Raw genomic sequence first — 18,774 nt, forward strand, 5'->3', positions numbered from 1 at the left:
CGTGGCTCCATCGTGGCAGTTCAATGGAATTCTACTATTACTGACCGAAACTCGAAACTTGAGGATCATGTGGAAACTCGCGATTCGAAACAATGTTTCATCTGACGATATTTACCGAGGGCCGGCGGCTGGCGATCTTTTCTATTCGCAACAGAAGAAAAGCCGCAATGAATACTAATGGGCGGCATTGGGCTTATATTCCTGGTATGCATGTCCGAGGATCCCGTTGACCATGCCGGCGCCGCGCAGAAGATGGGTGAGGGCGCGCATGCCCCAGTAGGGCGAAATCAGGATTGCCGGCAGCATGGCCACCCCGAGCATCACGCGCGTGGCGCCATAGGCCGCGCGATAGATCCGGCGCTTGAGGTTGCCATGCAGGACCTCGCTGACTGCGAAGGTATTGCCGAGCCTATATTGCCGCTGCAACACCCATTTCCAGGTCATCCGGCTCGCAGGAACGATATCATAGACCAGCGCCTTGTCGGCCCAGAAAACCTTCATCCCGCGGCGGACGGCCTGATTGAAAAACAGGTAATCGGTCCCGCCGGTGTAGCGCATCTTCTCTTCGAAACGCAGGTTCCATGAGCGGATCAGCGGATAATCGAACATGACGTTGTTGGAAGCGGCATAATAAATGCGCTGGCCGTCGCTGTTCTTCTTGCGCTCGAAGACCCTCGCCTTGATGAAGTATTCCGGCGGATTTTCGGGATAGACCGGCTGCACTGGGCCGTAGACGCAATCGGCGCGGTTCTTTTCGCGCGTCTCCAGCATCGCGTCCAGCCAGCCATCGACCGGCCACTCATCATCATCGAGAAAGCAGAAGAGGTCGGTGCCGGCAGGCGCCGAATCCATCGCGCGGTTGCGCGCAAAGGGTATGCCCTGGTTCTGTTCGACGACGTAGATCAGGTCGTAGGCGCCGGTTTGCCCGAAGCTCTCGACCGTGGCCCTTGCGCTGCCGGCCGCGTCATTGTCGACGATCACCATGGTGAGATGATAGGGGCGGGCAGGATCCTTGATCTGGCGTGTCATCACGTCGAGCAGCTTGGCGATCCCGTCGAGACGCCGGTAGGTCAGCACGCCGACGGCAATGTTCAAGGGCACCGCGCCTGCCTGAGCGGCGCCGGCGGAGGACTGCTGAGAAGCATCCTGCTGGTTCATGACTGGCCTCTCCGCAGCATATTTCCGAGACGCTTGCGCGCCGCCATCCAGGCGACTTCGGTCGCCGCATTCTCGCCGAACGGGCCGCCGGCAACCGTATCGCGCGCTTCGCTGTGAAGCTTCAGCAGCGATGTGGTCTGGGCAATGCCGCCGGCCACGAGGCTCTTGCCGAGCGCCTGCAGGCCGTCATAGCGGCGCGCCAGTTCCAGCCCGGTTGCGATCATGATCCGCGGGCGCAGCGTCTTTGCCCTGTTCGTGTGGGTGTAGCGGTTCGATGCATGAATGCGTTGAAACGTCAGCGGCGTTTCGACGATGGCGCCGCGACCGAGATAGGCGGCGGCGAATTTGATGTAGTTGTCGCTGAGTACGACATCCCTCGCGACGGACATCGGCAGGATCTGGGCCAGCAGGTCGCGGCGGAAGCTCAGGCCCGATGTCGGCACGGGCAGCGAGGGAAAGCCGCCTTTGCGCAATGTTTCCCGCTTGTCGAACAGTGCTACCTGCAGCTCCGGCGAAGGCTGATCGTCTTCATTCGTCGTTACGCGGTCGAAGCACCAGTCGATCTCGTTGCGGTCGTAGATCTCGGCGATGCGCTCGAGCTTGCCGGGCAGAAACGTGTCGTCGGCATCGAGGAGAAAGAGAATATCGCCGCTTGCGGCCGCAAAGCCCGCATTGAAGCTCGAGGCCTGGCCGCCGTTTTCCTTCAACACCGACCGGATCTTGTCACCGTAGGACGCGAGGATGTCGCGGGAATCATCCGTCGAGCCATCGTCGACGACGATTACTTCGAAGTCGGGATAGGTCTGCGACAGAACGCTGTCGATGCATGGGCGCAGGAACTGCCCATAGTTGAAATTGTTGATCAGCACCGAGAGTTTCAAATTACCGCCTCCTGGCCAATCGATCACCGCGCCAGCGGCGCGTATCGGCGGATGCCGGCACGATACCCGCGCATATAGTAGTATTTCCAGATCGCCCAGAAACGCTTCTTCGACTGCGGCAGCAGATAGAGCATGGCCGCCCGGAAGGCCCATTGGGCGCTTTCAAGCCAGGTCTGCAACGGAACGCCGCTCAGCCTTATGCCTTCGGGAACCTCGTCCGGAAACAGCGCCGGCATGCCGTAGCCGAGCCGCTCGCCGCGCTTCTGAACCCAATCCTCGGTCACGCTCGACGCCGGGATCCAGTGGTGAACCACGGCCTCGGCGCATCGATAGGATTTGGCGCCGCTCGCTGCCAGGCGGATGATGATTTCGGCATCTTCGCCCATCGCGAACATCTTTCCGGGCAGGGGGCCGATATCCTCCCGGTAGCGCACGCTCGTTCCAAGCAATTCCCGCCGGACGATCGTGTTCGGACCCCACACCTTCGTCGGGTCGCACGGCCCGCTTTGCGTTTCGTCGACGATCGCGAAGGTGGACCCCATCGGGATCCAGTCGATGAAGCGGTCCTTCGGCTCCCTTTCCCAATCGGGAACGATCCGGCCGCCGAAGACGCCAAAACCCGGATGCGCGACGGCGCAGTCGACGATCGCCTTCAGCCAGTTCGGCTCGGCACGAATGTCGTCGTCCGTGAAGACGATGAGATCGCCCTTGACGCGATCCAAAGCCATGTTCAGTGCACCGGATTTTCCCGGCTTCCGCTGCTGAAGGACGGTGATCGGAAGCTTGTCGCTGTACGATTTCAGAAGGTTGAACGTGTCGTCATTGCTATTGTTGTCGACAGCAATCAATTCCCATCGGTCGTGGGGAAGTTCCTGGGTGACCAGGGATTCCAGCGTATGGCGCAGCCGGCGGCTGGCGCCATTGTAGGATGAAAAGAGCACGCTGACGAATGGGTCCGACATCAGTTACCAACCCTCTTGGTGAAGTCGTAGGTGAAAAGCCTCATATTCCGGCTGCCTGTGATGTTCGAGCGGATCATTCTACGCGGGATTCGACCGCGCCTTGCCGAAAAATTCGCGCCTATGCCCCTCGCCGAGCATTCTCAGCTTGCGGAAATTGCGCAACCAGCGCCGTGGCTTGGACAGCGCGCCGCGATTGAGGAAATACTGCCTCATCAGGCTCGGCGCCCGGCTGTGCGAGCCGCCATGAGCAACGCGATAGACGGCGCCCCGGAAGGGCAGTTTCGTCAGCGGCGCTCCGCGCTGGGCGAGAATGTTGGCGATGCGGACGTGGCTGCCCAGCATCGATTTGATCCAATCGAGCGAGGCATCCTCAAACCGCTGCGGCACTTCGTAGAGATCGGCGCGAATGATCAGAGACGTGCCGCAGAGATGGCTGAAGTCATCGTGACCAAGCAGGAAATTGCCGCCATCGTCCCAGATGTAGCCATGGTCGATCGTCCAGCCGTTGGCATCGCGATTTTCCGATACGTATTGAACGATCCGGGAGCTGACGAAGTCATCATCGTCGACGATCATGAAAAAGCGGCTGTCGGCGGCGGCCAACATGCCGCTCAGCACGCGCCGGCCCTTGTCGGCGCGGAAGGCATCGAGGAAGTCTTCCTTGGTGCCCTTGCCAAGCTCATGCATGTCGTTCGGCGGAAACGTCACGCGTACCGCCGAGAATTTCTCCGGCAAGTCAGGCAGGTCGGCGCCTTCGTTGGCCACAATGATGCCGCGCCAATCTCCATTGGTCTGATTGGCGATGGAGGCGACGGTCTGGCCGAGGTTCGCCTTCAGCTTGCTCCAATCGCGGGCATTGTCCTGATGTCGGACGGGGATGATGAAGGTGACAAGTGGCATCAAATAACCCCCTTACGCCCGCAGGCCGACAGCTTCTTTCTCAGCGACACGCCCCTTGGCCGCCTGTTGACGCGCCCACTCGATGCCGTCTTCGAGCGAGGTCGCCTTGTATGAAAGATCGGTTCCGCCGGAGAATGCATTCATGAAGCGGCGGATCTTTCCATAGCTGTTGTCCAGCACCGCATGCGGGCGGCCGAGCAGCAGCGAGCAGATATGAACGTGCAGGCGATCGGTCACGATCGCGCGGGCACGCGAGATCTGGCTGATGCCGCGTTCGAAGCGGTTGTGAGCCGCTGCGTCCAGCCTGCGCAAGGCAACTTCGCTCGGTTTCAATGCGAGGTAGGCCGAAGCGACACCCAGCTTTTTGGCAATATCCACCTTCCGTTTCGACTCGGTAATCCAGTCTTCCACAGGAATATCGGAAGGAATCTTGCGATCGCCGCCGCCGACTCGTTCCGCATCCTCGCGCAGCATGGCGAGGACGGGAATCTGCGTCGCCCGTTCCGGAAGCGCGCCGATGGCAAAGGCCATGTCGGGGCATAGGCGCACGGCGCAGTCGAAGTGCTTCTCGGAAAATTCCTTCGATTCCTCGTCGCGCACCAGCAGCACGAAATTCTTGTGGCGCCCGATGGCCCGCTTGGACTGTTCGATGCGCTCGGCCGAGCTGTAGTGGATCGACTGCGGAAACTGGACGATCTGCCGGTCCGGGAAACGCTCCATGATCATTTCACGGAAATCCTGGTGGGCAACCCAGATATCGCCGAAATTGCCGCCGCCGTGGATGAAGATCGGGCCTGTGGGCACGCGGCGTTTCAGTTCGTCGGCGGAAAAATCGTACAGCCTGGAAACATAGTCCGGGCGCTTGCCGAAGCGATTTTTGAGATAGGCCATCTCACCCAGCCAGATTGCCGAGTCGCCGCAGTTGCGGATGTCGGGAAAGTCGAGAATCGCAAGCGGTTCATCGCGCGAGACATAGTCTTTCAGGCAATCATGGATCATGCCATTGAGTTTTGCGATCAGCTCCGATCTGGATTGGCTGGTCATTCTGCCTCTCTTGTTGATGTTCGTTTAGCTTCAGGCCGACTTGGGTACGGCAATACGTTTTGCTTTTGACAGGAACTTGACAGCGATGCGCTGAACTTCGGTTTCCGGGCCGGCGGGCTTCTTCATCGCAACCCAAAGAACGAAGCTCGATCCGACATAGATGATGCCGCCGGTGATGACGAGGAAGGCGAGATACAGCGCCAGATGCAGCTTGTCGGCGGGCATGCTGACAATATGCGACAGTCCCCAGACGCCGGCGGCCATCAGGGCGACGCTCGCAAGCGCGCGGAAATTGGCCGCGAGCTGCTGGAAGAACGGCAGGTTGATCAGGCGCTTGACGAGAAGCATGTTGACCACGGTGGAAATCAGGCCCGTCAGCACGCGCGCATATACGACGCCCGTAAGTCCGCCGATCACGAGGCCGGCGATGATGATGGGAACGCGAACCACCAGCATCTGTGTATCGCGGATGAACAGCATCTTGGTATGGCCTTTGGCCATGCCGAGCGGTTGGACGAGCGAACCGAGGGTCTGCAGGGCGAAGACCGATGCGAGCGCCTGCACGATGAAGATCGCCGGAACCCACTTCTCGCCCAGGGCAAGCCTCATCATCGGATCAGCCACGACCGCCATGCCGATACCGGCCGGAAGCGCTACGGCCGCCAGCAGCGCCTGAGCCCGCTGATAGGCCGCTATAAGCCGGACCGGATCGTTGCGGACCTTGGAAAAGCCCGGATAGATCGTCTGGTTCAGCGGCGCCGTGGCCTCACGCGTCGGCAGCGTCGAAAGCGTGTTGCCGACCGTGTAATGGCCGAGCTGCGTGGCGCCGAGCATCTTGCCGATCAGCAGATATTCGATCCGCCAGTTCAGCGTGTTGACGATCTGTCCGGCCGTCAGCCACACCGAGAAGGAGAACAATTCCCGTGCATGGCGGAAGGTTATGCGCGGCCAGAAGGGCAGGACGGTGTAGGAAACGATGATATTGGTCACCTGATAGGCCAGCGTGCCGATCACGAGGGCCCAATAGCTCTGATAGATGGCGGCAATCGCCACCGTCACGATGAAGCCGACCAGCTTCTGCGAGACGTTGAGGACGAATTCCTGCCAGAAGATCAGATCGCGCTGGAGCATGACGCGGCGCGGATTGGCGAGACCGCTCAACAGCAGGCTGAAGCTCAAGGCAAGCATGACGCTCGTCAGGCGCGGCTCGTTGTAAAACTCGGCGATCGGATAGGAAGCGGCGGCAAACAGCAGCGCCAGGATGGCGCTTCTCGTCACGCTCAACGTCCAGACCGCGCTGAAGTGCGTTTCGCTCGGCGACTCGTGGCGGATGAGCGCCTGGTTGAGCGAGAGTTCGGTGACCGAACTCAAGATGACCTGGATCGTCGTTGCGATGGCGACGAGACCAAAATCTGCCGGCACGAGATACCAGGCGAGCACGAAGGTGCTGAGTGCCGAGAGCCCGTTGACGATGGCGCGGGAGAGACTCAGCCACATGCTGCCCTGAATCAGTCGGTCGGTAACGCTGCTCATGGGCGAACGGCTCCTGAGGTCTGGGACATTGACCATTTCAGCGGGCTGCGCGCCCGGCCAGCGTGCTTCTCTCCCCGAAGGGAGCAGCAAGTGTTGATGGCGTTGGAAAGCATCATGCCTTCTTGCCTCGTCAGGAACCCGGTTTGCGACATCACAGGGCGCTTGCCGTCTTCTTCGAAAAATCTTGCTTCAGCCGGTCCAACTCGACCAGCATTTTCTCATGCGCTCTTACGATCGCCTGATCGGAGCTGAGCTGGCCTGGCTTCCCAGCCACCCGCTGCAGCGTCTTGACCGTCGAGCCGAAGACATAGTTGCCGGTCAGCTGCCGGATGCGGCGGTGACGGAAGGTTATGTTCTTCAGCAGATATGTGTTTTTCCGGACCAGCGATGCGCCTGCCTCAACGAGGTTCGACGGGCCGATCGGATCGAAATCGATCTCCAGATCGAGCGCGCTCGCCCAATCATACCACTTGGCGCGGTTGCCGGGCGCAATCGGCCGGATCGCCCGCCACGGAACGCGCAACGCATCCGAGATGATGCAGCCGTGCATCGCCTCGGAGACGACCTTCTGCGATGCGCTGATCTCGGTCAGAACCTTTTCCACCGACCAGCGAGGATCGATATAGTGGATGCCGGCGAGGTCGCAGACCTTGTCCCAGCTGCCATACATGGCGCTTTCGTAATGCGGCATGAAGGAGACGGGATACCGCTTCTCAACGGTCGTCGCATCCCAGCAGCTGCGCGTGAGGATGCCCGAATCGCCGATGGCGTAGCTCGGATCGATGCCGAGGACCTCGGCGGTCTTCTTTCCGCGCACGAAATAGAACGTCCAGTTGCCGTCGACTTTCGGCGGATTGGTGTAGCCGCCATAGCCCGAACCGAAGACGATCTTCTGCATTTTCGGGTCGAAATTGTCATAGAGGATCGAGCCGATGCCGAGAAAGAGCTGGCTTTCGTCCTCGTCGAAGAAGCCGGGCAGCAGACGCTCCCAGAGCCAATGGTTCAGTTCGTCGCCGAAATTCTCGTGTTTCCCACGATAGGCAAACATCTTCATCGTGCTTCTCCAGTCGGCAAGTGCGTCACGATCTGCGTGACCGTTTCGTCCTCGCGGGCCATGCGTCCGTAACGCGAAATGATCTTGATGTCGCTGCGGATTATCTTTGCCGGGTTGCCGGCCACGAGCGAGCGCGGCGGCACGCTCTTGGTCACCACCGAGCCGGATCCGATGACGCATTCATCGCCGATCTCGACGCCGGGCAGGATGATGCTGCGCGCGCCGATGAAGCAGCGCTTGCCGATCCTGGTGTGAAGGTAGAGCCCGCGCGTGAGGTCGTGGGTGAGGATCGCGGCTTCGAAAGCGACATAGGTTTCGGCGCCGATGTGCAATCCCTTCGGATTGGTCTTGTCGAAGCGCACGCTCAAGGAAAAGCTGGCGGTGGGATCGATGTCCATACCCCAGAATTTCGTGTAATAGAGCCACTTGGCCTTAACGATCCCGTTCCGCAGCGGCCGAAATACGTTCAGCCCCCACTTCGGCTTCTTTCCTGTCTGCACCATCAAGTCCGACCCCGGCTGGCAAATTCGTCTAGAACGGAACTGTAATAGTCCTCTAGCATCCCCGTTTGACGACGTATGTCGAAGCGCTCGGCCACCAGAAGCGGTGCCCGCGCGCTGAAGGCTGTCCACAGGGCCTGGTCGTTGAGCAGCCTTCCAACCGCTTCCGCCATGCCTGCGACATCCCGCTCCTCCACGAGATAACCAGTTTTCCCCTCTTCGATCGCTTCGCCCACACCTCCCGAGCGAAATGCGACAACCGGAGTACCGACGGCTTCGGCTTCCAGATTGGCGAGGCCGAATGCTTCTGCATGACCGTTATCGAGGGTCACACTGCCATGAAGATAGAGTTCCGCACTGGCGAGCAGATCCCTTATCTCAGTCTGAGACAGATTTTCATGGATCGTGACGCTTGGCAAGGAACGACGCGCCAAGGCTTCGATTTCCTCCTTCAATGGTCCTTGTCCGACCATGACGAATTCAACCGGGGTGCCGGCGGCCGCCACGCGTGAAAGCGCGTCGATCATGAAGCGGTGGCCCTTATAGTCGACGAAACGGGCAATGGAAACCACCAGTCCCTTTTTTCGTGGACGCGGCTCTATTTTGAAGAGATCGAGATCGATGCCGATGTGGTGGCGATAGACGCGATCGGGGCGGAATCCAAGCGCCAGCAGCCGGTCGCGGATGAAATCGGAAACGGCGATGTTCCAGCTGTTCCAGCCGGCCATCTCCCGGCGTCCCTTGGCGAAGAAGCGCACCTGGTTGAAGCCGCCCGGCTTCTTCGGATCGCCGCCATAGGTGGCGTCGAAGCCGTGGAACGTCGTGACCAGCGGCTTGCCTGCGGCTTTGGCCAAGGGGCCGATGACATAGCCGTTCTTGCCGAAATGGGCGTGGACGAGATCGGCCTGGCCGATCGCCGGAAACAGGAAAGGCAGGCCGATCTGCGGGATTTTCAGAAGCAGCTCGCCGGCCCGCGCCACGGGAGAGCGACGGATGTCATGAACCGGAACAGTGGATTTTTTGGTGTGGGCGGAAGAGATGCGCGAACCGGCAAGAATCTCAGCTTCGAACGAACGAAATGCCACCGCCTGGTTGAGAACAAATGCCTGGCTGGCAGGCAAAAATTTTTCCACGTAAATAACGGCTTTTCTCATGAATCTATTCGCGTCTCCGCTGTCTTGGCGATCACATTGCCTCTATTGCCCGCTTGATGCCATCAACCGAACTTCTCGGATCGTTGTTTTCGTCGTAAAGATTAACGCGCTTCGCGCATCCCGCGCCGGGATTGGTGTCCTTCTCGTCAAGCTCGCCATATTTCTCCGACATGCCCCAAACGGTGGCACCTTTCAAGTCACCACGCTCGGCAGCGACGGTGATGACGTCGCCGAAGATCTCGGCATAGGAGGCCGGCGTGAAGCCTTTGTCGCGCTGGAGGAAGTGGCAGGAGGCATCGAGTTCGGTGATGAAAACGCCGACGCCCATATCCTTCAGCGCTGCGCAGAAGCGGCCCATTCCCTCCGGATCGATCCTATCGAGACCGGGACGGAAATGCGATTGCAGGCCGACGGCGCCGATCGGCGTTTTCCTGGCGACGAGATCCTCGACGATTTTCAGGATGCGCGTGCGCTTCTGCTCGAACACGTCGGATTTTTTCTCCAGATGCGTTTCGTTGAGAACGAGCATCGCGCCGGGATTGGCCTCGTGCGCCATGTCGAAACTCATACGGATATAGTCGTCGCCAAGAAGGCGTCGGAAAACACAATCCCGCAGATCCGGCGCATCATACTCCAACGGTTCGTTCACCACGTCCCAAGCATCGATCGACCTCTTATAGCGAGTGACAACCTGTTTTATATGACGGTTCATTGCCGTCCGAATGGTCTGCGTATCCTTGATGGCGGACACCCAATCCGGGACGCGATACCAGATCAGCGTGTGGCCATAAACCTTCATATTATTTTTGCGTGCAAACGCGACGATCCGGTCGGCGGGGCCGAAGGAAAAGACGCCGGGCCTCTTTTCCGTCGCGTTCCACTTCAACTCGTTTCGCGGCGTGATCGAATTGACGCTGTCGATGTAGAGCTGCGAAGCGACGGGGTCGTTGATATCCCCGGCGTCGATGGCCGAGCCGAATCGGAACGATTTCCTGTCGGCAAGGGCGCGCAGCCCGGCAGACGGCGCCACTTGCGCCAGCGCGTCACCGGCGCGGACATATAACAGGGCGAGCGGAACGGAGGCGAGGAAACGTCTTCTATTCATTCTTTCTCTCACTGTTCGCTGGTTTCACGTCTGCGGTGGCGCTCGAGGCCCGGTTCGGCGGCGCCGATCCTTCCGCGGTTCGCGCTCAAATCAATAGGGTAATACCACTTCGAATATACTTCCGCTGTGGGGCGGCTCTGGCAGTATTCTCTAGACTTTTCAGCATGCTCCAAGATATAAGCCGCTGTGGAGGACGCTCTTGATGGAAGATTGGGTTAGCTATCTGACGAGCTGTTTTCATATGGCATTTCATAATGCCGCTTTTTTTATGGCGACTGTCCGAAACAACCTATCCCATCTCGATGATCGCCAGTTCTCGGCCCTCGTTTTCGGCGTCATCGGCATCATTCTCGTCCTGCTCGCCGCACTGGTCAGAGCCTCTTCGCGGCTGCGGCAATCGGCGGTCGTCATTCAGTCACTGAACGACGATCTTGCGCAGGTCACGCAGGATCTCAATGTCGAACGCGTCTGGCGCCTGACGGGCGGCGACAGCACGGAACGGCCGGATCCCGACAGCTTGACCGAGCTTTATAAGCTCCTCTCCTGGCATCACAAAGATGCAAGCCATATGGCCTGACCGGGTCTGAACTCGGCCTGTGACCCAGGTCCCGGTTTTCGCATATCGTGGTGATATGCGCTAACGCGGCTGTTGCGGATCTTCCGTCTGCGCGGCCGGATCGGGAGGCTCGGTTGCTGCTTCCGATTGCGCGTCGCCGGTCTTGCCCGAAGGGTCCGGCGAGAGGAGCCATCTTCTCTCGGAGAAATAATTCCTCGTTCTTTTCTGGGGAGGCGAGGTCGGATCCAGCGAAAGGGTGAAATTGTACCGCCCCTCGTTGAGCACCTCGCGGCTGAAATTGATGTTGGCTCCGAAGCCGTCTTCCTTGACGTCCCGCAAATTCTGGATCGCGTTCAGCGTTTCGTGGAAATCGAGCCATTGCGGCTGGCGCAGCATGATTTCGAAAATTCGCAGAATGACGGGATCGAGCTGGCCGTGCTGATCGGTCTGAGGATTGATGATCTTCACGCGCATATTGTTGATCGTGCCGGCGGCGTCGCCGCGGACGATGACGAAGATGGAGCTCGGAAGCTGATCCTTCTCCCGCTTGCCGCTGTGCTCGAAGAAGCATTCATATGTATCGGCGTTGAAGCTTGCCGCCGCCCACTCGCTGGTCTCAATGCCGGCATCGCGCAGCGCCGCGCACATTGCCGGGCCGGATATCCGCCATGTGCGGAGAAAAGCCGATGCGGTCTGCGCGATGGGCGTTTCGATGACGTGCAAAGGCAGCTTGAACGTGGCCGGCGGCGCCGGGCGGGGGAGGGCCTTGGGTGGAGGCGGCTGCACCTCCTGAGGGAAGAGATCGTAGCCGAAGTAACGGCCGGCCTCCCTCAAGTGTTTCATGTCGTTGGAAAGAAGCACCGTTCCCATGATCAGCGAGAGGGAAATCGCCAGCAACAACCAGAAAACCACGGGAAGCCGCGGTTTTTTCACCGGTTGTTTCGCATATGCGGGCGAGGTGTTGGGCAAGCTTGTCTTCTCCGAAACGCGAGAAGGGTTTCGATCGGGCTGTCTAAATCCAGCAGTATACAGGCATCCGTTAAATATCTTTGGCTTCATGTCGGCAATTGGGCATCTTTTCCATTCGCCGCCGGCTCGGGCGCGCTACAGATTTCCTGAAGGACGCTTCGGCACCATTTCAGCCGAGAATCTCCAATGCCGCTATCAACAATTGCAACGAGGGATAGAGGATAATCGCGCCTCCTAACGACAGCCAGCCGGCCGACAAGACGATTTGGATTGGTATCCCGGTAGATGGTTTTCGAATGTTATTGAAAATCCGGTTGACCGCTTAAGCTTATCTGCGTCAGAGCGATAGCTTATCCTGTTGGTTTTCTGTAATTTATTTTCATAAATATCAAATTCTCGCGCAAAAGTTTTTGTTTATCCGTGATAAAACTATAGATTTATTTCGGCTGTCCTTTCCGCTTTTTCGGATTTATCGGTTTTCATCAAATTTTCGACGTATTTTTCGATAGGGTCCGGTGCAATCGCAGAGCAGAAAGGAGACGCACATGTCTGTAGAGCTAGACGCGACCACCTACGTACACGCCAAACCGACGACCGCGCACTCCTACATTCTGCCGACGGTCTTCGATGTGCTGGAAAACCATTTCGACGGGACCCTGGAAAACGACGTCTTCGATTTGGGATGTGGAACCGGCGGGGCGGCGGCGGCTCTCGCGCAAAAGGGATATGATGTCGTCGGCGTCGATCCGTCCAATGACGGCATCACCAAGGCCAACATCCACTATCCCGATCTGCCGCTGAATGTCGGCTCGGCCTATGACGACCTTTCCAGGGAATACGGCAAATTCAATGCGGTCATCAGTCTCGAGGTCGTCGAGCATGTCTACGACCCGAAGTCATTCACCTCGACGATGTACGATCTCGTCAAGCCGGGCGGTATTGCCGTGATGTCGACGCCCTATCACGGCTATCTGAAGAACCTCGCTTTGGCAGCGGTGGGGAAGATGGACGATCACTTCATGCCGCTGAAGGATCATGGTCATATCAAGTTCTGGTCGAAAAGTACGTTGAGCACGCTGCTGGCGGACAGCGGCTTCGACAATATTCGTTTCGAATATGTCGGCAGGATCCCAGCTTTCGCCAAGTCAATGATCGCCGTCGCCCAGAAGCCTGCTTAGAGCGGGCGGCTGGCCGCAGGCGGCCTGTCCGCCCTGCCGACTGCTCCGGGTCGGGCTCAAATCGTCTCAGGGGCCTAATAATCCACAGGTTGTTTTTACTGTATTGGCCGGTGAAAAAATTCCTTACCAAAATATTTACTTTTAGTTGCATTCTTGGTTAAACTCTCCATTATACAGCAGGGCGTGCTGATCAAGCGGGAGAGTTGTTCACATGAAGGCTAAATCGCCGAATTCAATCGACGTCTATGTTGGTAACCGCGTGCGCGTTCGGCGAAAGACGCTCGGGATGACCCAGCACGGACTGGCCGAGCTTCTGGGTATTACCTTCCAGCAGATCCAGAAATATGAAAAGGGGACGAACCGGATAGGGGCCAGCCGGCTTCAGCGCATATCCGAGATCCTTCGCGTGCCCATCGGCTTCTTCTTCGAGAATAGCGGCGCCGGGCCGATCGAAGGCGAAACGAGCGAGTTGAACAAGTTCCTGTCGTCGAAGGAGGGCCTAGCCCTCAACAGGGCGTTCATCGCGATCGAGGATCCGAATATCCGGCAAAAGCTCGTGGCATTGGCCAAAAGCCTGGCGGTCGCGGGACTGTCCGACATCGATGCTGAATTACAGGATCCGGTTGTGAACGGCTGAGGATGGATCGTGTTTCACCTGCAGACATTTGGCGATCTGCGGTTGATCGAGACGAGTGGCGATCCGGTTCGCTATCCGATCAAGGGCCTGTTGATGATGGCCCTTCTCTATACCGGCCCGAGCCGTGAGCTCAGCCGGTATGAACTGGCTCAATTCCTGTGGAGCGACGTCGAGCCCGAGCAGACGCGGCTCAATTTGCGCAAACTGCTTTCGCGCATCCGCGAAATGGATGGCGCACGCGCCGAACTGCCCTTCGATTTCACCGCCACCAGCGTTCGTCTCGACGCCCAAGCGGTTTCCAGCGACCTCGATATCTTCCACGCCGGCGGTGCGCCGCTGGAGCGGCTGAAGGCGATCGCCGAACTGACCCAGCGCGGCTTCATCGGAAATATCAAGCCGGCGACCAAGCCGATCGATGCCTGGATCAGGGCGCAGCGGGACGCCCAGGCGCTGCAATTGCGGCAGGCTTGGCTGGACGCGCTGCCCGAGGTGCACAATCCAGGGGATGCGCGCATCATTTCCAGCGCGGCTCTGCAGATCCTCGAACGCGACCCGAATGACGAGCAGGTAAGGGCATTACTGCATCAGTTGTCCGGTGGATCCTCGTTAAGCGAGCGATTGGGCGATCGCCCCGCAAGAGTGGAGGTGAAGCGTTCGGCGGCTGGCGGGGAGGCGCCTGGCGACACGGAGCACATATTACCTGCACCGCTGATCCTGCCTCGCCTGGTGCTGCTTCCCCCGACATCGAAACATGCGGATGCCGGGCTTGCTCTTGCGAATGCGCTCATCGAAGATGTCACGATCGAACTCTGCGCGGTGAGGAACATTTCCATCGTCGCGCCGCATACGGCAGGGCAGATCCGCCGCGACTCCGAGAAGGCGGCCATCGTCGCCCGGCACTCGATCGCCTATCTGCTTGATACGCGCTTCTCCGAAGAGGGATTGTTCGCGCAGCTGATTTATTTCCCCACGGACGAGATCATCTGGGCCAATCGCTTTGCGATGACGCCCGATATATTGCCGCGCCAGCGGCGGCTGATCGCCCAGCAGCTGACTTTGTCGGTGGCGAGCGAGCTGGCCGAAAACGAGGAGGAGCGGCTGCGTTTCGAAGCCAACCCGCAGGCCTATCATTCCTATCTCGTCGGCTCGAGCCTGATGAGCAAGTTGACCTTGCCGCATATTCGGCGGGCAAGAAAGGCGTTCAAACAATCGCTGGCGCACAAGCCGGATTTTTCGCCTTCCTTTACCGGGCTGGCGAGGACCTTTACCAGCGAATGGCTGGTGACGGCGCAGGGCGACAACGAATTGCTGCATCTGGCCGAGCAGCACGCGCTGCGCGCCATCGAGCGGGATCCGTCCTCGGCGGCGGGGCATCGCGAGCTCGGCGTCACCAAACTCTATCTCGGCGATGTCGATGCCAGCGTCGCGGCGCTTGATTTGGCGGAAGAGCTCAGCCCGCATTTTGCCGATGTCATTTACAGCCATGCCGACACGCTCGTGCATGCTTCGCGCCCCGGCGATGCGCTTGCCAAAATCACAAAGGCGATTTCGCTTAATCCGCTCGCGCCCGACGCCTATCTCTGGTGCGCCGCAGGAGCGAGCTTCTTCCTTGAGCAGTACGAGGAGGCAGTCGCCTATGTCGAGGCGATGAAGGACAAAGCGCCGGCCCATCGCATCGCGGCGGCCAGTTGCGCAATGATCGGCGATCGAAAACGGGCGCTTTTCCATCGGCAGCGCGCCGAGAGCATCAACCCGGTGTTCGACGTCGAGAAGTGGCTCGCCATCGTTCCCTTCAAGGAACTTTGGCAAAAGGAGCTTTATCGGGAGGGCCTGTTGAGGGCTGGTTTTTAACAATTATTGAGGGGCATTACATGGCAAAGGCAGTCATTATTGGAATACCGGGCGAAGCAGGTCTCTGGCTCGCCGATCTCGATGCGGGCACGGTCAAGCCACTCAATCCGACAGGAGACCTGGCGACCGCGAGCGGCCTGCGCAAATCGGGCGGCACTTTCGTCAACAACGTCGATCTCGCCGTCGCCGTTTCGTCGGTGCAGGTTGCCCTTTCCGGTCACGTCGACGGCTGAGCAGGCTCTCTGACACAGCTGATGCCGAGCCTATATTCCGACAGGATCATCTCGCCGCGGGAAACCCTTTCCCGCGTCGAACCTTTGCTGACGCGGTTCGGCATTACCAGGGTCGCCAGGCATACTGGACTGGACGATATCGGCATCCCCGTCTGGTGCGCCTATACTCCGAACTCCCGATCGATCGTGATCGCCCAGGGAAAGGGCCTGACCGATCTCGACGCCAAGGTGTCCGCCGTCATGGAAGCCCTCGAGCGGGCGGTTGCAGGTGAACCCTCCGTCAATCTCGTCCATGGTTCTGCTTCCGGTCTCCAGGCAAAGGGCTGCCTGGTCGACAGGCTGGACTGCCTGGCCGCCGTCCATAAGCTGGATCTCGGGCCGGACGAGGAGACCGAATGGGTCGCCGGCGTCAATATTCTCACAGGCGACACCATCCATATTCCCTTCGAGGCGGTGGTGCTCGACCGCACGCGCGAGGCCCGATACTGGATGTCGTCGGATGGGCTGGCATCGGGAAACACTGTCGAGGAAGCGGTCTTTCACGGCGTGCTGGAGCGGATCGAGCGCGACGCCCATATGCTGTGGCAGGTTGGCAGGGAGGCGGAACGTTATTCTCGCTGCGTCGATCCCCGGGGCTTTGGGGATAGCGCGCTTACCGGACTGATCGACAGGATCGAGGCACCGGGCCTGGCGCTCAGGCTCTTCGACATTACCAGCGACATTGCGATCCCCTGTTTCACCGCCATGCTTGGCCCGGGCGACGTGCTGGGCCACAGGGACATTCGCCTGGTCGAGGTGACGGGCGGGGCGGGAGCGCATCCGTCCCCTGTGCGGGCGGCCATTCGGGCGGTGACGGAGGCGGTGCAGTCGCGGCTCACCTATATCAGCGGCGCCCGGGACGATATTTCTGAGGCAGCTTTCTCGGGACTTTTACCGCCGTTCATGCGGCGGGCTTTCGATGCCGTCGCCGCCCCGCCCGCTGCCGCCATCGACCGTGACGGCACGACGGGACTTGGGCAACAGGATCTGCCGCTCCTGCTGCAGCACGTGCTCGATAGCCTGCGCAGCAGGGGGATTTCGTCGGTCGTCGTCGTGCGCCTCAGCGACGAGACGCTTCCCTTCAGCGTCGTCAAAACCGTCATCCCCGAGCTCGAAAATCCGGAGGGTGAGCGTGCCCGGCGATTTGGAACGAGGGCGCTTGCGAAAGCGATAGGGTTTTGAAGATCATTTTTGCAGGCCCCAGTCTTCCCGACGCGGCTTCGCTTGCCGGCGAGGGGATACGCGTGCTGCCGCCCGCCACGCAGGGCGACGTGCTGGCCGCGGTGGCAGAGGGCGCCAATGTCATCGGCCTGATCGACGGCGGCTTCGAATATGCGGCGCCGGTCTGGCACAAGGAAATTCTCCATGCCCTGTCGCTCGGCGTGACGGTGCTGGGGGCAGCGAGCATGGGGGCGCTGCGGGCCGCGGAATGCCATCCGTTCGGCATGATCGGGATCGGTCGCATTTTCGAAGACTACCGCACCGGCCGGCTCGTCGACGATGCCGCCGTCGCGCTGACGCATGCTCCGAGCGCGCTCGGCAACAAGCCGCTGACGGTGCCGCTGGTCAATGTCACGGCAACGCTCGATGCGATGGAGCGTGACGGGCTGCTGACACACCGGCAGCGCGAGGCGCTCGAAAAGGCCGCAGCTGCGATTTTTTTCAAGAAAAGGACATGGCGGACAGTTGTCGAGCGATGCACTGATCTGGTCGAAGCGGATCGCCCGCAGCTGCTGGCGGCGCTCATTGCCCATTCCATCGATCAAAAACGCATCGATGCCCTGGAATTGCTGAAAGCCGTGCAGGAAGCCGAAGACGCCCGCTCGAGCGCCGTTCTGCCCTGGAAGCTCCACGAAACCTCGTTCCGCACTCGACCTGTGCTGTGAGCAAAATGTGACGAACGTCACCAAGGGTTGTGTCACGCTTTTTTCACGGGCTGGAACGCCGCCGCCCGCGTATTGTGCCTTGAATTCGTGGGAGAATAGGGCATGGGCGTGACATCGGTTGCCAGGATAAACACAGACCAAGGGGCGGAAGACGGTCTGGACGAACTCGTCGCACTTGCGCGAATGATCGCCTATGCGCGGCAGGTCGCCCAAGACGTCAAACTGCAATTTGCGACGCATTGCCTCGATCTCGCACTCGAGGCCGTGAAACAGGAAGTGGGAGGGGGCCTGACCAGGGATCTCGCCGAGTTGAGTTCTCCGGTTCCGCAGGTGAGCGTGCGAAGCCACTGAAGCATGTCGCGCAAAAGGGTGGTTTTGCGCGACATGCGAAAAGGACCTAAAGCGGAAGAAGCGAATCTCAAAGATCGCGACCTGCTTTAGAAAGCTTACGCCCGGCCGGGCGCCGCTGTATCAGACAGAATAGCCCCGAAGATCGCGAGATGTTCGGGGCTTTGGCGTGCGCGACTGAACAGACTGGAGCGAGGTGTAGGTGGGGGGCCGCCGATAGCGGGAGCGTTGGGTGAGCGTAGCTCTGCCGCCATCCTGGGATGGCTTCAAGCAGTTCTAGGCGGTCTTCTCAGCTTGGCTTCCACCGGAGAAGCGGTTGCGAAATCGCGATCCGCGCGTCCTATGGACGAGTGGGCTGCCTTGCCGCCGGTTCGGGACCTCAATGGGTCAAGTTGCGCTTCTGAGCCAGAAGCAAAATGTAATCGTCGGCGATATCTGCGATGGCCATTGCGACTTCCGCCGGATCGCATCCGTCGACCTTGGTATTTGCAATGAACTGATAAACCGCCTTCTCGATCTGCTTGCGGCAGATCATCACGCGCTCATCGTAACCAAATTCCGGAATCTGCGATGCTAAATCACTCATCTGGTCGGCTCCCTCACTACTTACAGTGACCATGACACAAATTATAAGTTGAGCAAGCAAATGCTTTATGAAGAGTTGATTCGGCTGCCGAGTGCGACCATTTCGACACAGGTCGGAGCGGGCGGAATCGCAGCGGGCCAGGGTTATCTGGACGTATCGGACAGCTCGGCAGGCGCGGCCGTCAAAGAGAGCAGGTCGTA

General features: G+C 59.5%; 20 protein-coding genes. 8 read left to right on the forward strand and 12 right to left on the reverse strand.

The genetic code is table 11. From position 1 onward, the window contains the following. Window positions 1–174: 174 nt before the first annotated feature. The 10 genes from ATY76_RS00905 to ATY76_RS00950 form a co-directional block, all read right to left on the reverse strand. A complete protein-coding gene (locus tag ATY76_RS00905; RefSeq protein ID WP_088672906.1) occupies window positions 175–1,158 on the reverse strand; it encodes a glycosyltransferase family 2 protein in 984 nt (327 codons plus the stop codon). Then, on the reverse strand, window positions 1,155–2,039 hold the full coding sequence (locus ATY76_RS00910; RefSeq protein ID WP_088672907.1) for a glycosyltransferase family 2 protein: 885 nt from the start codon (window positions 2,037–2,039) through the stop codon (window positions 1,155–1,157). Before ATY76_RS00910 ends, ATY76_RS00905 begins: the two co-directional genes overlap by 4 nt. A gap of 23 nt (window positions 2,040–2,062) precedes the next feature. Continuing rightward, window positions 2,063–3,001, reverse strand: coding sequence for a glycosyltransferase (locus ATY76_RS00915; protein ID WP_088672908.1), 939 nt, complete (start codon window positions 2,999–3,001; stop codon window positions 2,063–2,065). A 78-nt stretch (window positions 3,002–3,079) separates the two neighbouring features. Next, a complete protein-coding gene (locus ATY76_RS00920) occupies window positions 3,080–3,901 on the reverse strand; it encodes a galactosyl transferase (RefSeq protein WP_088672909.1) in 822 nt (273 codons plus the stop codon). Between the two features lie 12 nt (window positions 3,902–3,913). Continuing rightward, window positions 3,914–4,945, reverse strand: coding sequence for a polysaccharide pyruvyl transferase family protein (locus ATY76_RS00925; protein ID WP_088672910.1), 1,032 nt, complete (start codon window positions 4,943–4,945; stop codon window positions 3,914–3,916). A 30-nt stretch (window positions 4,946–4,975) separates the two neighbouring features. Beyond that, window positions 4,976–6,478 (reverse strand): lipopolysaccharide biosynthesis protein, encoded by a 1,503-nt coding sequence (locus tag ATY76_RS00930; RefSeq protein ID WP_088672911.1) that lies wholly within the window; start codon window positions 6,476–6,478, stop codon window positions 4,976–4,978. Window positions 6,479–6,629: 151 nt separating this feature from the next. Further along, complete coding sequence (gene pssM, locus ATY76_RS00935; protein WP_088672912.1) at window positions 6,630–7,532, reverse strand: exopolysaccharide glucosyl ketal-pyruvate-transferase; 903 nt, start codon at window positions 7,530–7,532, stop codon at window positions 6,630–6,632. Then, window positions 7,529–8,035, reverse strand: coding sequence for an acyltransferase (locus ATY76_RS00940; RefSeq protein WP_064804382.1), 507 nt, complete (start codon window positions 8,033–8,035; stop codon window positions 7,529–7,531). Before ATY76_RS00940 ends, pssM begins: the two co-directional genes overlap by 4 nt. Then, the gene (locus ATY76_RS00945; RefSeq protein WP_088672913.1) at window positions 8,035–9,186 is read right to left on the reverse strand and encodes a glycosyltransferase; all 1,152 of its coding nucleotides are present in this window, start codon (window positions 9,184–9,186) and stop codon (window positions 8,035–8,037) included. The genes ATY76_RS00940 and ATY76_RS00945 overlap by 1 nt, the downstream gene beginning before the upstream one ends. A 31-nt stretch (window positions 9,187–9,217) precedes the next feature. Next, window positions 9,218–10,291 carry an endo-1,4-beta-xylanase gene (locus ATY76_RS00950; RefSeq protein WP_088672914.1) on the reverse strand — a complete coding sequence of 358 codons (1,074 nt, stop codon included), beginning with the start codon at window positions 10,289–10,291 and terminating at the stop codon, window positions 9,218–9,220. A 268-nt stretch (window positions 10,292–10,559) separates the two neighbouring features. Between ATY76_RS00950 and ATY76_RS00955 the strand changes: the two genes are divergently transcribed. Then, window positions 10,560–10,868, forward strand: a complete 309-nt coding sequence (locus ATY76_RS00955) for a hypothetical protein (protein ID WP_245309638.1) — start codon at window positions 10,560–10,562, stop codon at window positions 10,866–10,868. 60 nt (window positions 10,869–10,928) lie between these two features. Here the strand turns inward: ATY76_RS00955 and ATY76_RS00960 are convergent, their stop codons facing one another. Continuing rightward, window positions 10,929–11,816, reverse strand: a complete 888-nt coding sequence (locus ATY76_RS00960) for a DUF6030 family protein (RefSeq protein WP_088672915.1) — start codon at window positions 11,814–11,816, stop codon at window positions 10,929–10,931. Window positions 11,817–12,361: 545 nt separating this feature from the next. Here ATY76_RS00960 and ATY76_RS00965 point away from each other — a divergent pair. The 7 genes from ATY76_RS00965 (at window position 12,362) to ATY76_RS00995 (ending at window position 17,991) form a co-directional block, all read left to right on the forward strand. Then, the gene (locus tag ATY76_RS00965) at window positions 12,362–12,994 is read left to right on the forward strand and encodes a methyltransferase domain-containing protein (protein ID WP_088672916.1); all 633 of its coding nucleotides are present in this window, start codon (window positions 12,362–12,364) and stop codon (window positions 12,992–12,994) included. Window positions 12,995–13,205: 211 nt separating this feature from the next. Then, a complete protein-coding gene (locus ATY76_RS00970) occupies window positions 13,206–13,631 on the forward strand; it encodes a helix-turn-helix transcriptional regulator (RefSeq protein ID WP_088672917.1) in 426 nt (141 codons plus the stop codon). 9 nt (window positions 13,632–13,640) lie between these two features. Then, window positions 13,641–15,482 (forward strand): peptide antibiotic resistance protein, encoded by a 1,842-nt coding sequence (locus ATY76_RS00975; RefSeq protein ID WP_088672918.1) that lies wholly within the window; start codon window positions 13,641–13,643, stop codon window positions 15,480–15,482. A 20-nt stretch (window positions 15,483–15,502) separates the two neighbouring features. Further along, a complete protein-coding gene (locus tag ATY76_RS00980) occupies window positions 15,503–15,715 on the forward strand; it encodes a hypothetical protein (RefSeq protein WP_088672919.1) in 213 nt (70 codons plus the stop codon). 48 nt (window positions 15,716–15,763) lie between these two features. Further along, complete coding sequence (locus ATY76_RS00985) at window positions 15,764–16,936, forward strand: YcaO-like family protein (RefSeq protein WP_088673720.1); 1,173 nt, start codon at window positions 15,764–15,766, stop codon at window positions 16,934–16,936. Further along, window positions 16,933–17,640 (forward strand): TfuA-like protein, encoded by a 708-nt coding sequence (locus ATY76_RS00990; RefSeq protein WP_088672920.1) that lies wholly within the window; start codon window positions 16,933–16,935, stop codon window positions 17,638–17,640. Before ATY76_RS00985 ends, ATY76_RS00990 begins: the two co-directional genes overlap by 4 nt. 102 nt (window positions 17,641–17,742) lie before the next feature. Then, on the forward strand, window positions 17,743–17,991 hold the full coding sequence (locus ATY76_RS00995) for a hypothetical protein (protein WP_088672921.1): 249 nt from the start codon (window positions 17,743–17,745) through the stop codon (window positions 17,989–17,991). 376 nt (window positions 17,992–18,367) lie between these two features. Here the strand turns inward: ATY76_RS00995 and ATY76_RS34495 are convergent, their stop codons facing one another. Then, entirely contained in the window at window positions 18,368–18,574 is a 207-nt protein-coding gene (locus ATY76_RS34495) for a hypothetical protein (protein WP_088672922.1), read from the reverse strand. Window positions 18,575–18,774 lie beyond the last annotated feature (200 nt).

Source organism: Rhizobium sp. R339 (assembly GCF_002211395.1).
Classification (GTDB): domain Bacteria; phylum Pseudomonadota; class Alphaproteobacteria; order Rhizobiales; family Rhizobiaceae; genus Rhizobium.